At 40.0% G+C, this 14,204-nt stretch carries 13 protein-coding genes; 9 read left to right on the forward strand and 4 right to left on the reverse strand.

Annotated elements, in window-relative coordinates; translation table 11 throughout:
- Nucleotides 1-209: 209 nt before the first annotated feature.
- From LG402_RS18335 to LG402_RS18350, 4 genes are all read left to right on the forward strand, one after another.
- Nucleotides 210-1,004, forward strand: a complete 795-nt coding sequence (locus tag LG402_RS18335) for a protein bax (protein WP_227336097.1) — start codon at nt 210-212, stop codon at nt 1,002-1,004.
- Nucleotides 1,005-1,167: 163 nt separating this feature from the next.
- Nucleotides 1,168-2,586 carry an MBOAT family O-acyltransferase gene (locus LG402_RS18340; protein WP_227336098.1) on the forward strand — a complete coding sequence of 473 codons (1,419 nt, stop codon included), beginning with the start codon at nt 1,168-1,170 and terminating at the stop codon, nt 2,584-2,586.
- Complete coding sequence (locus tag LG402_RS18345) at nt 2,573-3,775, forward strand: GDSL-type esterase/lipase family protein (protein WP_227336099.1); 1,203 nt, start codon at nt 2,573-2,575, stop codon at nt 3,773-3,775. Before LG402_RS18340 ends, LG402_RS18345 begins: the two co-directional genes overlap by 14 nt.
- Nucleotides 3,750-4,982, forward strand: a complete 1,233-nt coding sequence (locus LG402_RS18350) for an SGNH/GDSL hydrolase family protein (RefSeq protein WP_109408384.1) — start codon at nt 3,750-3,752, stop codon at nt 4,980-4,982. The genes LG402_RS18345 and LG402_RS18350 overlap by 26 nt, the downstream gene beginning before the upstream one ends.
- A gap of 66 nt (nt 4,983-5,048) precedes the next feature.
- Here the strand turns inward: LG402_RS18350 and LG402_RS18355 are convergent, their stop codons facing one another.
- From LG402_RS18355 to gntR, 4 genes are all read right to left on the reverse strand, one after another.
- Complete coding sequence (locus tag LG402_RS18355; protein ID WP_227336100.1) at nt 5,049-5,987, reverse strand: CZB domain-containing protein; 939 nt, start codon at nt 5,985-5,987, stop codon at nt 5,049-5,051.
- A gap of 150 nt (nt 5,988-6,137) precedes the next feature.
- Nucleotides 6,138-7,475, reverse strand: coding sequence for a gluconate transporter (gene gntU / locus LG402_RS18360; protein WP_227336101.1), 1,338 nt, complete (start codon nt 7,473-7,475; stop codon nt 6,138-6,140).
- Nucleotides 7,472-8,026: a gluconokinase gene (gene gntK / locus LG402_RS18365; protein WP_166539944.1), complete on the reverse strand. Its 555-nt coding sequence runs from the start codon at nt 8,024-8,026 to the stop codon at nt 7,472-7,474. Before gntK ends, gntU begins: the two co-directional genes overlap by 4 nt.
- Before the next feature lie 289 nt (nt 8,027-8,315).
- Complete coding sequence (gene gntR / locus LG402_RS18370; RefSeq protein ID WP_109408387.1) at nt 8,316-9,311, reverse strand: gluconate operon transcriptional repressor GntR; 996 nt, start codon at nt 9,309-9,311, stop codon at nt 8,316-8,318.
- A 231-nt stretch (nt 9,312-9,542) separates the two neighbouring features.
- Between gntR and LG402_RS18375 the strand changes: the two genes are divergently transcribed.
- From LG402_RS18375 to modD, 5 genes are read left to right on the forward strand one after another with little or no spacing between them, the layout of a single operon-like run.
- Nucleotides 9,543-10,574 carry an iron ABC transporter substrate-binding protein gene (locus LG402_RS18375; RefSeq protein WP_227336102.1) on the forward strand — a complete coding sequence of 344 codons (1,032 nt, stop codon included), beginning with the start codon at nt 9,543-9,545 and terminating at the stop codon, nt 10,572-10,574.
- On the forward strand, nt 10,571-11,569 hold the full coding sequence (locus tag LG402_RS18380) for a FecCD family ABC transporter permease (protein ID WP_166539942.1): 999 nt from the start codon (nt 10,571-10,573) through the stop codon (nt 11,567-11,569). The genes LG402_RS18375 and LG402_RS18380 overlap by 4 nt, the downstream gene beginning before the upstream one ends.
- Nucleotides 11,566-12,360 (forward strand): ABC transporter ATP-binding protein, encoded by a 795-nt coding sequence (locus tag LG402_RS18385; protein ID WP_166539941.1) that lies wholly within the window; start codon nt 11,566-11,568, stop codon nt 12,358-12,360. Before LG402_RS18380 ends, LG402_RS18385 begins: the two co-directional genes overlap by 4 nt.
- A complete protein-coding gene (locus LG402_RS18390; protein ID WP_166539940.1) occupies nt 12,347-13,171 on the forward strand; it encodes a class I SAM-dependent methyltransferase in 825 nt (274 codons plus the stop codon). The genes LG402_RS18385 and LG402_RS18390 overlap by 14 nt, the downstream gene beginning before the upstream one ends.
- On the forward strand, nt 13,168-14,022 hold the full coding sequence (gene modD, locus LG402_RS18395) for a ModD protein (RefSeq protein ID WP_166539939.1): 855 nt from the start codon (nt 13,168-13,170) through the stop codon (nt 14,020-14,022). The genes LG402_RS18390 and modD overlap by 4 nt, the downstream gene beginning before the upstream one ends.
- Nucleotides 14,023-14,204 lie beyond the last annotated feature (182 nt).

A 14,204-nucleotide genomic window follows, 5' to 3' on the forward strand; every position in this document is an offset into this window, starting at 1 on the left:
TTACATAAGATAAATTTAAGTTTACATCAAAAAAGCATTTTTTGTTAAAGAAGAAAAGCGATTATAAAACGTGGCCTTCCAGTAAACCTTATACATTTATTTAACAAATCACTCGTAGTTATCCTAATGTGAGGTGATATTTTGTAGCTATGAAAAAAGTAATTTGCTAGTATTCGTTCGATTTTTATCCAGTTAAACGAGGAGAAGCAATGCCCTCTCAATTGATGAGGACAAGTGCCGTCTTCGCTTTCTTGATTTCACTACTATTTACTGGTGTAAGTTTTGCTTCAACCAGTACCAGCAGTTCCCAGATACTGCAGGCGTATTCTTTCAAAAGCACGTCAACACCGTTGCCAGATTTGAAAAGATACCCTTCGGGAACACAGCGTAAGAAAGCGTTTTTAAATGTCATAGTTCCTATTATTGACAATGTTAATAATAAGATAATGAGAGATCGTGAGTGGTTAACTGCTCAACGTAAAGCCCAGCACTGGGGCAGCGCAGATTTAAAAAAACTGCGTGAAATCTGTCAATACTATGGCATCACATGTACCAGCCCTAAAAAAGTAAATTGGGATTCGTTACTGACTCGCGTTGATATTATTCCGACACACTTTGTCGCAACGCAAGCCGCTACAGAATCAGGCTGGGGGACATCAAAGTTGGCACAACAAAATAACAATCTATTCGGTATGCGATGTGGGAGTCAGTCTTGCAATAACGTTCCAGGGAAAACCAAAGGCTATGCAGCCTACCCTGATATTGAAGGCTCAGTGATTGCTTATATGCGTAATCTCAATACGCACCGCGCCTATAATTCATTGCGCTCCTCAAGAGCACAGCAAAGAATGACGCAGCAACAACTCGACTCTCGCCAGTTAATCACTGACTTGAAAGGTTACTCAGAATTGGGTTCAAGTTATAACGATTATCTGACCGAAATGTTCGACTCAAATAAAAAACTGATCACTCAAGTTCAGTTACAGTCGAAACAAGATAGTTAAGCCTTAACAGGCTTTCATCTGGCAAAAAGCCACTTTTCTTTCTAGAGAAAAGTGGCTTTTATTTATCACAAGATAATCTTTTGATTGAAAGCCAGCTTAGAATTCATAATATATGGGGTAACACGTTTGGTATGACTTTTAAATCACACCCTTAGAGCCATTTATGAATTTTTTTTCATTCGAGTTTCTCGGAGCCTTTGTTAGCTTTTTTATTCTATACTGGCTCTTCCAAAAGCACGTTAAGATCCAAAATATTCTACTGATTACAGTCAGTTATGCTTTTCTCTTTAATGTAGATTATCGTCCTGCGATTATCTTATTAAGCTATACACTGTTAATTTATTTACTGGCAAATATATTAACCAAGTACACCTCTTCTAAAGTCATATATTGGCTATTAGGGTTATTGGTGGGTGTCTACTTTACTACCTTTAAATATTACTCCTTTTTCCAAGAAACGCTGACACAAGCATTCCAACAATGGGGACTCAGCATTGAGTTACCGCTGATTGAATTACTTGCGCCATTAGGGCTTTCATTCTATATATTCCACTCGGTAAGTTATGTGGTTTCTGTTTGTCGAAAAGAGATCCCCAAAGCGCCGTTTTTGGATGTGGTGCTTTATCTATGCTTTTTCCCAAGCATCGTAGCTGGCCCAATTAATCGTGCTAAAGAATTTCTTCCGCAAATTCAGGCTCCAACCCGAAAAATCATTGATTACAAAGGGGCGATTATGCTGATTGTGTTGGCTATCGCAAAACTCTTTTGGTTGAGTGGTTGGTTTTCAACAAACTATGTTGATCCGGTCTTTAATGCACCCGATTTAGCGCAAAGCGGACAAGTGCTGGCGGCAGTTTATGCCTACGCATGGCATATCTATTTCAATTTCTCAGGTTACACCAATCTTGTCACTGGTATTGCGTTATTACTGGGCTTTGTCGTGCCTCGTAACTTTAATGCCCCTTATTTAGCGATAAACTTAGCCGATTTCTGGCGTCGCTGGCACATCAGTTTATCTACCTTTATTCGTGATTACGTCTATATTCCTTTAGGGGGGAATCGTAAAGGCGTGATTAGGCAGAACTTTAATGCCTTTGCCGCGATGGTGATTTCTGGATTATGGCATGGCGCTGCCATGACCTTTATTATTTGGGGTGCTATTCATGGGATTGGTGTGGTGCTATTAAATATTAAACACCGCCTCTTTCCTGTGAAGAAAAATGCCCCACCGAGCGCGTTATCGTCATTAAATATGTTGTTGTCATGGATAATCACTTTCCACTTTGTTTGCTTTGCGTGGATATTTTTCCGCAGTCAAACTGTAGGTGATGCGTTTGTGTTAATACAACAACTCTTTAGTACAGGCGCTTGGGCATCATTACAAGCTGAAGGTTTAACGCTCTTTATGTTCTGGGGACTGTTCTTGCTTTATCCTTGCTTTGTGACCTTAAGAGATATAGTGGCTCGTCTTGAGAAAAGAGTGCCGTGGTATGTTTATCCTCTACCACTTGCGTTGATCCTCACAATTATTTTTATGTTGTCTCCAGATGGGGTGCCAGGATTTATTTATGCCAGCTTTTGATTTCTGCTCAAACCTAAAAAAGACAGCAAAAGTTACCTTAATGGTGCTGTTGAGTACCCTTTTGCTGATTTGGCTAAACCAAACATCACTAGAGCGCTTTTGGCAACAACAATATCATCGCCCTGCACCTTGGTCGGGGCTTTCTCATTATTACGCTTGGGAAGTGGGGGGACAACTGCGTGATGGTGTATTTGTTGCAATAGCAAGCTATGGCGATTATCTACAGGTTCACCATCCTGATAATCAGGCAAAACCTATTGTACAAACCTCCACACCAGAGCAACTTCCTGAAGGTTTTGCCGTTGGCTTGCACTTCTTTAATGGATATACGCGACCTGCATCTCAACTAACGCAACGCTTTCCGCAATTATTAGAGCGTAAGCAAACAATGGGAGGATTACCTTACCATTCTGTTACTGACGTCTCCGATGCGGCATTAGAAGCCTTAAAACCTATCGTCCAAAAAACAGAAATTATCTTATCACCAAAAGATAAAGTCCTATTTGCGGGTGACTCAATGATGCAAGGTGTCGCACCGTTACTTAAACGTCAACTGCAAACGGATTACAACATCAGCAGTATTGATTTAAGTAAACAAAGTACAGGGCTTGCTTATCCGCGCTTTTTCAATTGGCCACAAACTATCGCCACACGTTTAGCCAGTGATGACAGCATTAAATTACTAGTGGTCTTTTTAGGCCCTAACGATCCTTGGGATATGCCACCTGATGGTGGTGGGCGTTACTTAAAATTTGCTAGTGAAGCATGGGAATCAACTTATCGAGCGCGCATTGCAGGTATTATAGAAAATGCCAGACAGAATAATGTCACGGTTATTTGGGTTGGGCCACCCAATATGCGCAAGCAGAAGTTATCTGAAGGTATGGCATACCTTGATAAACTTTACCGAGAAGAAGCTGAGAAAATGGGTGAAATTTACCTTTCCGTCAATGATATGTTTAAATATGAGAAAGATATTTATTCTGATTATATGGGTGATGGTAGCAGCCGTGTTAAGTTAAGAGCTGGTGATGGTATTCATTTTAGCTTAAAAGGTCAGCAAATTATTGCTCAACAGGTATTTTCACGTATTCATCTTCAAGAAGAAACAAAAGAAGATAATGCAGTCGATGATGTAAAAGATAAAAACACGGTTATTGTAAATGAAACAATTAACGCACATCCTTGAGCGTAAAACTTTAGTCAGTAGCTCAATTATACTGGCTTTGGTTTCACTCTTAGTTGCTTGTAACCAAGACACTGAAAAAACAGTGAAGTTACCTACCCCCACAGTATTACCTGCTGATGGTTCAAGACAGCTCTACAACTACCACGATCCTCACTTTTCAAGCTTTGTTAAAAAGTTACAACAAGGCCGTCAAACAGTGCACATTGTTCAGTTAGGGGATTCTCATACTGCGGCCGATTTTTTCAGTGGTAAGTTGCGTGAACGTTTTCAAGCCGATTACGGTAATGGCGGTATTGGTTTTATTCCTCCGACTAATATCGCTGGGCAACGTATTGCAAACGTACAATACCAAAGTGATAAAAAAGCATGGACACTACTTTCAAGCAGAAAAGATAGCGATCCTGATTTCCCATTAGGTGGGTTTATTAGTGAACCACAAGCTAAATGGGCTAAATTACAGTTATCTGAAAACCCAGTAACTCAGCAACGTTATCAGTTACAGGCGCTCTATAAAACGCCAACTACAGCACAAGTAAATGTACAGTCATCAACAAGCAAAGTCCTTTCATTATCGCAAACTCAAGGTAAATGGCAGTTTTCAAATCCAACAACGATAACTTTTCCAGTCAGTATAACGGTTAGTAAAAGCCAGCCAGTTAAATTAGGAGGTTGGCTGATCACCAACCAACAACCTGGTGTCATGCTCTCCTCATTAGGTATTAATGGCGCCACAATCAATATGATGGATAGATGGGGTACGCAATGGACAGAAACATTGGGCCAGCTAAATCCCGATATGGTCATTTTAGCTTATGGTACCAATGAAGCCTTTAATGATACCTTCGATTTGAATGCCTATCGCCAACAACTGACAGATAAAATTCGTCAAATTCGCCAACAAGCACCGAATAGCGCTATCTTATTAATTGGGCCGTCTGATTCAGTTAAAAATAAAGAAGCCCCTGATTGCCGTTCACAACAGCCTCAATGGCTCAGCGATATTGTCAGGATACAAAAAGAAGTGGCTCAACAAGAGAAAACACTATTTTGGGATTGGCGTGACTATATGGGGGGAGAATGCTCGATAAAAGCTTGGGCGTTGTATGATTTAGCAAGGCCTGATGGTGTGCATCTTTCTCGTGAAGGGTATGAGAGCAGTGCTAATACGCTGTATAGTCAATTGAATACCTTAATGAACAAAAGCTAATTCAGTCTTTCAAGATACCAAAAGGAGCTTATTGCTCCTTTTTACTTTTCTCATTGAGTGGATTAATCACTCATCAATGAGATTTAATAAAGCATCCACATACTTGATAACATCAACACTGGCTTGTTCCATATGTTCGATATACCGAGTTACCGCCTCTTGATTGCCCTCTATATTGGCGCTCAGCGCTAAACGACCACATTCATGCACTAACTTATGGGGTTCTTCTAGGCGACGAAAAGCCTCAGTATTTGCGAATTTCCGACCATCTCCTTGATAATACCATTTTCCTAATCGGCACTCTGTATGCTGATTAACACTGTTTTCATCATCATTATTAAGTAAGTGGATGTAGATAGCTTCTTTCCATAAAACATGATCCAGTTTGATGGTATTAAAAAACTGTTCCATCGCAATAAACGTAAAAAGATGTTTTAGGTCACCTGCTTGTTCTGATAATGACACCAAGTTCTGGTGGCCTTCTACAACCAATTGTTTAACTTGTTGTACATGTTCTCGGTTTTTTTCTGTGACTTCTTTAATAAGAGTAAAGCGAGCATCTAAATTATTATTAATGGTGGCAATAGAAGAGGCTTGTTGCTGAATTTCTAAGGATAACTTTTTCATCTCTTGAGCTAATACGGCAAAACCTGCACCTTCACGGCCGATATGACCAGCTTCAATCGCTGAATTTATCGATAAAATATTAGCCTGATTTGAAAGCCTATCAATATTGCAGGCGCTATCTTTGATTTTTTTTAACCAGCCTGAAAAATTGTCTATCTCTTCTCTGCTATGTGTAAAATGCGCATCAATTTCATTTAAAAATTGAGCTAATGACTGGGAATTATCTAACATTTCACTAAAGAGATGTTCCATTTCCTCAAGCAGATTAAGCTTGTCTTGTAGCTTATTGCTGGATATTAAGATGGAATTTCGAATAAGCGTGATTGTGTGAATATTGCAATCAGTGTGTTTAATAAAAAGCGAATTATAGTCAACCATAATATGACAACCCTAGTGTGCCCACCGAATAAAGAGCCTATAGGTTAATGAGAAATTTGGTATTTTCTGTCACATTTGATAGTCATTTATTGTAATGAAAAAAAACGCGTCAAAAGACGCGCTAAATAATGTGAAAATAAAGATTAGATATTAAAGAAAAGCGAAGAAGATCATGCCTATAACTGCACCTGTTGTGCCAAGAATAGTCTCCATTAAAGACCATGTTTTTAAGGTTTGTGCTTCTGTAGCACCAGTAAATTTACCAAATAACCAGAAACCTGAGTCATTAACGTGGCTAAGAATAATAGAGCCACCAGCGATACACACTGATAATGCCGCCATTTGAGCGCCACTGTAACCCAACTCATTGATAACGGGTAAAACTAAACCAACTGCGGTTAAACAAGCAACCGTTGCAGAGCCTTGAATAACACGCACTGCACCAGCAAGAATAAAACACGCCACCGCAATTGGCATACCAGCACCAATTAAAGCATTACCTAATGCAGGGCCAACACCTGAATCTACAAGTACTTGTTTAAAGACACCACCCGCGCCAGTAACCAGTAAGATGATCCCCGCAGGTTGGATTGCTGCAGAACAGATTTCCATTACTTTTTCTTTGCTCATACCACGACGGATCGCAAGACCGTAAATAGCCACTAAACAAGCCACAAGAATCGCAATAAATGGATGACCAACAAATTCAAGGATGTTGTACAGCTCTGAACCTTTCTCAACGAAACGCGCACCAATAGTTTTGCATCCCACTAACACTAAAGGTAATAACACCAGTGCAAGACTGAAACCAAAAGAAGGCATTTTGTTTTGGCCTAAACTTGGTTCAGACAAATCTTTTGGTAATTCTAAGGTAACGTAACGGCTGATAAAGTTACCGAAGATAGGACCTGCTAATAACATGCCCGGAATAGCCGCACACAGACCAATTAAGATCATCCAACCAAAATCTGCATTCATTTGGTCAGCTAATAACATTGGTGTTGGCCCTGGTAATAAGAAGGCGGCAGCACCTGCAACACCCGCAAACAGAGGGATCGCCATTTTTACCACATTGCCACCAGTACGGCGAGCAACAGCAAATACAACACCAATTAACAAGACAACGGCGACATCAAAGAACAGAGGTAGAGCACAAATTAAGCCAGCAATACCCAATGCGTAGTTAGCTCGTTTCTCACCAAAATATTTTAATAATCGAACTGCGATTTGGTCTAATGCCCCAGTTTCGTGTAGCACTTTACCGAACATTGTACCCAGTGCGACCACGATAGAAAGGAAACCTAATGTTCCGCCCATTCCGTTTTGCATAGTTTGCGTGATTTTTTCAAGAGGCATTCCAGAGAAAATACCTGCGCCGATAGCAACAATCATCAATGCAATAAATGCATGCAAACGCGCATACATAACGAAAAAGAGTAATAATAGAACCGAGCCAACCGCAGTTAGCACAAGCGTTAATGTACTCATACTGTTTCCCCTTCAAAAGCCCCTTGTGTCACTGAATTTATTTTATTGATTGCACTTTCAATTACATCATCAAGTGGCATTGAAATATCAATTTCATACACATCATTTTCAGCGTTGGTTGGCTCTTCTAAGGTTTCAAATTGAGTCACTAACATTTGAGGTTTAAAGAAGTGCCCTTTACGTGCTTTTAAGCGGCTTTCAATCAGCTCATAGTCACCTTTTAAATATAAAAAGTGCAGGCATTGATTGCCGTCTCTTAACATATCACGATACTGTTTTTTCAATGCAGAACAGACAATTAGCGATACGCTATTAGTTCTTTGCATCGCAAAAGCAGCATCATTGAGTGCTTGTAACCAAGGTTTGCGATCTTCATCATTTAAAGCATGGCCTGATGCCATTTTTGTAATATTTGAGCGAGGGTGTAGGAAATCACCGTCTAAAAATGCGGCACCTGTACGTTGTGCCACACCACTTGCGACCGCAGATTTACCACTGCCTGATACCCCCATTAAGATGAAAACATGGTGTAGGGATTGGGTATCGTTCATAGAATGCTCCTTTAAGGCAGATATTAAGTCTTTTTTGTAATGTTACCCGTAACTGTTACGGGTAACATATCCGAAGTGGTAAGGTAAATACAACAACGAAAATCAACTAAGAAGTGAAAATGTGAGGCGACTCTCAAATGAAAGTAAGATGATCTACAAACTGACAACAAAATATTGGAGAAGCAACTCGATATTTATTTAAGGCTCAATAAAAAACCCTACTGTTAATTATTTCATAACAATAGGGTTATTAAATGATAAATCTAAATATTATCAATAAGTTAAATTATTATATGCTTTCACCTGTAATAATGCGAAAACCAACATCAATAACTTGTCCTCGAGCAATTTTGCCTTTCATACGCTTAAGCAATAAATCTGCCGCTTGTTGTCCCATTTCATCACGCGGAGTAAAGATACTCGCCAGACGAGGTGTCATTACTTGCCCTACGTCATGTCCATGAAAACCAGAGATGGCGATATCATTAGGCACTGAAATACCTAAGCGCTGGCACTCAAAAACAGCACCAATAGCGATATCATCATTGGTACAATAAAGCCCGTCTAAATCAGGGTATTGTTTACGTGCTGCATGTAATAATTCAGCACCTAAAGAATACGACGAACTTTTCGGTGTCATTACACTGCCTGTCGGTAAGCCTGCATTTTGCATCGCTTTCTCGTACCCGTTTAAACGCATTAGAGTACGCTCATCCTGTCTTGCACCAAGATAAATAACACGCTTACAACCGCGCTTGATCATTTCACTGACCATCTGTTGTGATGCATCAATGTTGTCTAATCCCACGGCAGAGTCAAAACAAGGTGAAACGCTATCCATGATTTCCACCACAGGAATACCTGCTGTTTCTAGCATTTTTATTGTTTTTGGCGTGTGTGTTCTTTCTGCAAGAATAAGCCCATCAATATTATAAGAGAGCAATGAAAGTAGGCGTTCTTCTTCTTTTTCAGCACGATATCCGTAGTGCGCTAACATGGTTTGATAACCGTATTTATCGGTCACTGATTCAATACCACGAATAACTTCAGCAAAAACTTGGTTAGTTAAAGAAGGTAGCAATACCCCAATCGCATGACTGGTAGAATTAGATAAAATATCAGGGGCGCGATTAGGAATATAATTAAGACTGTCTAACTCGCGCGCAATTTTTTCTCGTAAAGCTTCAGAGACCTGTTCTGGGTTACGCAAAAAACGACTCACTGTCATTTTGGTAACACCAACTCGCGAAGCTACATCCTGTAATGATGGGCGTTTTTTCTTCATTTTATATCGCAACTATCCAAAAACACTCGTATTAATACGCGCTTTAATTTTCCAAGAACGCTGATTATAGCCCTAGGTTATACACTATTTCGAATAAAGTTTTTCAGATGTGTGCTTAGATTTGATTTTGACTGATGATCCCTTGACTTAAGCCAAAGGAAATATAGTATTCTTCGCTGTATAATAAATGAAACAACGATATCAATATAAAACAATAAACAGTGTGAACTTATGGCGATCCGTAGACGACAATTTCTAACTTACCTCACAACAATTGCGACATTATCTGCACTTCCGCATTCGGTAAGAGCCGCGATAACCTCGCGTATTGCAGCACAATTTGGTCACGTTCCGGCATCAACCGCGATCCATCGCGTGATCAGTGCAGGACCTCCGACCGATCAATTATTGCTCGCATTAGCCCCTGAAAAACTATTAGGTTTCTCATCCCTTAACTTAGAGAAAAGCCCTTTATTTGCAGAGGATTTACGTAAATTACCCCGTTTAGGGCGATTATCAGGACGAGGAAGTACCCTCTCTTTAGAAGCCTTACTAACGTTAGAACCCGATGTCATTATTGATAGTGGAAATGTAGATGAAACCTATCGCTCATTAGCGAAACGCGTTTCCGATCAAACGGGTGTACCTTATGTGTTAATTGATGGCACATTAAAAGATAGTCCAGCTCAGTTACGTCAAACCGGTGCTTTACTAGGTGTTACTGAAAGAGCAGAAACATTAGCGCTAATTGCAGAGCAATATCTTAGTGATGCCGCCTTGTTTGCTTCTACACAAAAAACAAACCCTCGTTTTTACCTTGCTCGTGGAGCGAAAGGATTACAAACAGGCGCAAGAAGCTCTATTCATACCGAAGCTATTGAAACATTAGGCTTTGAAAACGTGGTAGATATTCCTAATTTCACTGGGTTAACGGATGTTTCACCAGAACAACTGTTGATGTGGGATCCTGAAATTATCATCACACAAGATGAAAATGCCTATCAGCAAATTATGCAAGATTCTGTATGGAAAAGCATTCAAGCAGTTAAAAACAACAAAGTACTACTGTTTAAAGGCTTACCATTTGGTTGGTTAGATGGTCCTCCGGGTATCAACCGTTTAATGGGGATGCGTCGCTTACAAAGCCATTTTGACGCTCGAATAGAAAAACAAGCTGCTCAAGATCTGCAAAATTACTTTGCTCATTTTTACCATACACAATTAAGTGCTGAACAATCTCAGCAATTATTGGGGTATTCATGAGTCAATCAGTACGCATCACGCTTTTATTTGCGTTATTCTCCATTGTTGCGTTAATTGCGATCACAAGTGGTAAGTATTCACTTACTACCAATGAGCTATGGACTCTAGTGAGTAATAAATTAACGGGCAATGTAGAGTATAACCGCACTGAAACTGTCTTTTGGCAAATAAGATTTCCCCGTGTTCTGGCGGCAATTTTAATTGGTGGAGGATTGGCGATTGCGGGTGCGGCTTATCAAGGCATGTTTCGTAACCCTTTAGTATCACCTGATATTCTTGGAGTTTCATCAGGTGCAGGCGTAGGAGCTGTATTAGGTATTTTTCTTGGGCAATCCATGTTGTCAATTCAACTTTTCGCTTTTGCGGGCGGTTTAGCAACGGTTGCTCTAGTCTACTTTATTGCGAGGCTCGCAAAACAACACGATCCAGTACTCTCCCTTGTGTTGGTTGGTATTGCTATTAGTGCATTATGTGGCTCCGCAATTTCATTAATGAAAATCCTTGCTGATCCTTACACTCAATTGCCTTCAATCACCTTTTGGCTCTTAGGCGGTCTTTCGACTATTACCGCTTCTGATTTAATTTCCGTTGCACCTTTAATGTTAGTCGGATTTATTCCACTCATTTTATTACGCTGGCGTATGAATATTCTCAGTTTATCTGATGAAGAAGCCAGAGCATTAGGTTTAAACGTCGAAGTAACCCGACTTGTCTTTATTTTGTCTGCGACATTAATAACTGCAAGTGCAGTTTCTATTGCGGGTATTATTGGTTGGTTAGGTTTAATTGTTCCCCACATTGCAAGACTGTTAGTGGGCGCTAACTTCAGTCAACAGTTCCCAGTTTCCTTGCTTGTTGGCGCTATTATGTTATTAATCACTGACACATTAGCCCGCACAATTGCCAATATTGAACTCCCTTTAGGCATTTTAACCTCCGCCATTGGTGCGCCATTCTTCTTAATGTTGTTACTGAGAACGAGGAAAGGCACATGATCATTGCTAATGCAAAGCAACTCGCCATTGGTTATAAAGGCAAAACCTTAATTAAAGATCTCTCATTTCACATCAAACAAGGGCAAATCATCTGCTTATTAGGCGCTAATGGTTGTGGTAAAACAACGCTAATGCGAACGCTATTGGGTCTGATACCTTGTATTGATGGTGAGATTAATATTGCGGGTAAAATACTAAGTGAGTGGTCACCAACAGAACTAGCCAAAGTGGTGGCATATGTACCTCAAGCAACACATATCCCCTTTTCTTTCAATGTTATTGATATGGTTGTAATGGGGCGAGGTGCGCATCTCTCCTTTTTTTCGATGCCTAGCTCACAAGATAAAACGATGGCAATGGAAACCTTAGAAATGCTCTCGCTTTCTCATCTTGCTCACCGAACTTTTGATACCTTAAGTGGCGGTGAAAAACAGATGGTATTAATTGCACGCGCTTTAGTGCAACAACCCAAATTGTTGATTATGGATGAACCTGCAGCAAGCCTTGATTTTGGTAATCAAATCAAACTGCTTACCCAAGTTAAAGCATTAAAAGCATTAGGGATCAGTGTTTTTATGTCCACACATCACCCTCAACATGCCGCTTCTTTGGCAGATGATGTCATTTTGCTGACACCTCATGTGCCCGTTTTGCAAGATAGACCTGACATTTTGCTGACACCCGATAATTTAGCACACCTTTATGGTGTACAACCAACAGATATTCAGGCGCATTTTCACGCCTACTCTGATAATAAAAATGACCATAGGCAAGAATATGAACACAATTGAAACCACAGATTTTGCTGAACTTTATAAAAACCATATGGTACAGGCAGAAAGAACCAAAAAAGAGCCTGAGCATTGGGATAAACGTGCTGAAAAAATGGCAGAAACTTGTGCCAATCCTAACGATCCCTATTTAATAAAATTTCGTGAAATGATGGATTTCACTGGTGCTGAAACTCTCTTAGATGTAGGCTGCGGTCCTGGCTCTATCAGCATTCATGTGGCAGATAAATTCAAAAAAACCATCGGTATTGATTACAGTACAGGAATGTTAGCAGTCGCTAAACGCAGAGCCGAACAAGCAGGCATCAACCACGCAGAATTTATAACGTGCTCATGGGAAGATAGCTGGGATGAGCTTCCTCGTTGTGATATTGCTGTCGCTTCACGTTCAACATTGGTCATGGATTTACAAGCAGCACTATTAAAACTAAATCGCCAAGCCAAATTACGTGTTTATACCACTCACACCGTTTCGCCAACCTTTGTTGATCAACGCATTATTCGCTTACTAGGTCGTGAGGTTCCTACGCTTCCAACGTACATTTATGCTGTGAATATGCTAAACCAAATGGGTATTCACCCTAAAGTGGATTATATCCGTAGCCGTAATTGCCAAAGCAATTTCAATAGCCTTGAGCAATTTATTGAGGGTATTAATTTCTCTGTAGGACCTTTAAGCGAAGACGAAATTGTACGCCTAACAAATTACTATCATGAAAGTATTGAAAAAGGTGTTTCACTGATTTCGCCAACTCGTGATTGGGCAATGGTTTCTTGGGATGTCGTTCCTGAAAGTGAGCTGAACCTATGATTTATTATCCTGATGCCTTTCTTGATAATTTGTTGATGGAAGATATCCAATATGGCGACCTCACCAGCCGAGCGCTGAATATTGGTGATCAACTAGGCACCATGACCTTTACACGCCGTGAAGCGGGTTGCGTCAGTGGGATCACTTTAGGTTGTCGCTTATTGGAAAAATTAGGATTAAGAGTAATCGCACATCAACAAGATGGCGATTTTGCTAATGCAGGTGATTGCTTAATCACGGCAGAAGGCCGTGCTGATGCACTACATCAAGGCTGGAAAGTGGTACAAAACGTCCTTGAGTGGAGTTGTGGCGTGAGTGATTATATGGCAAGAATGCTAGATATTTATCACCGCTATCAACCTAAAGGGCAAATTGCGTGTACACGTAAAAATATCCCTAATACTAAATTACTGGCGACCCAAGCTGTACTAGCGGGCGGTGGTGTCATTCATCGCCAAGGTTGTTCCGAAACTATTTTGCTCTTTGCTAACCATCGTCGATTTTTATCAGAGCCTGATAATTGGGCACAACATGTTAAACAGTTACGCCAAGCTGCACCTGAAAAATGCATTGTTGTAGAAGCTGATGATATTGAACAAGCAAGAGAAGCGTTAAAAGCACAACCTGATATTTTACAGCTCGATAAGTTCTCTATTGAAGATATCGCACAGCTACAACAAGAAATACCTCACATTGCACCTCATTGCCATCTTTCCTTGGCAGGTGGTATTAACTTAAACACAATTGAAAAATATGCACAGACAGGCATCAATTTACTGGTGACATCTGCGCCTTATTATGCACCACCGACGGATATTAAAGTTCGTCTTTACCCAAAAAGATTAAATTAAAATAACAACTTATAAGTAAGTGAGTATTTACATATTTAATCAATAATAAATAAAAACAACATCTACTGAATGTAAAAGAAGTTATAACAAGGAAATGGTTGTAATGGCATAGAGGAACATCTTTGCTGAGCTTCTTTTATATGAATTTGTTGCTTTATTTTATAAAAAAACCGAGCGCTAAC

Origin of the sequence: Proteus sp. NMG38-2, from assembly GCF_020640995.1 — a bacterium.
GTDB lineage: Bacteria > Pseudomonadota > Gammaproteobacteria > Enterobacterales > Enterobacteriaceae > Proteus.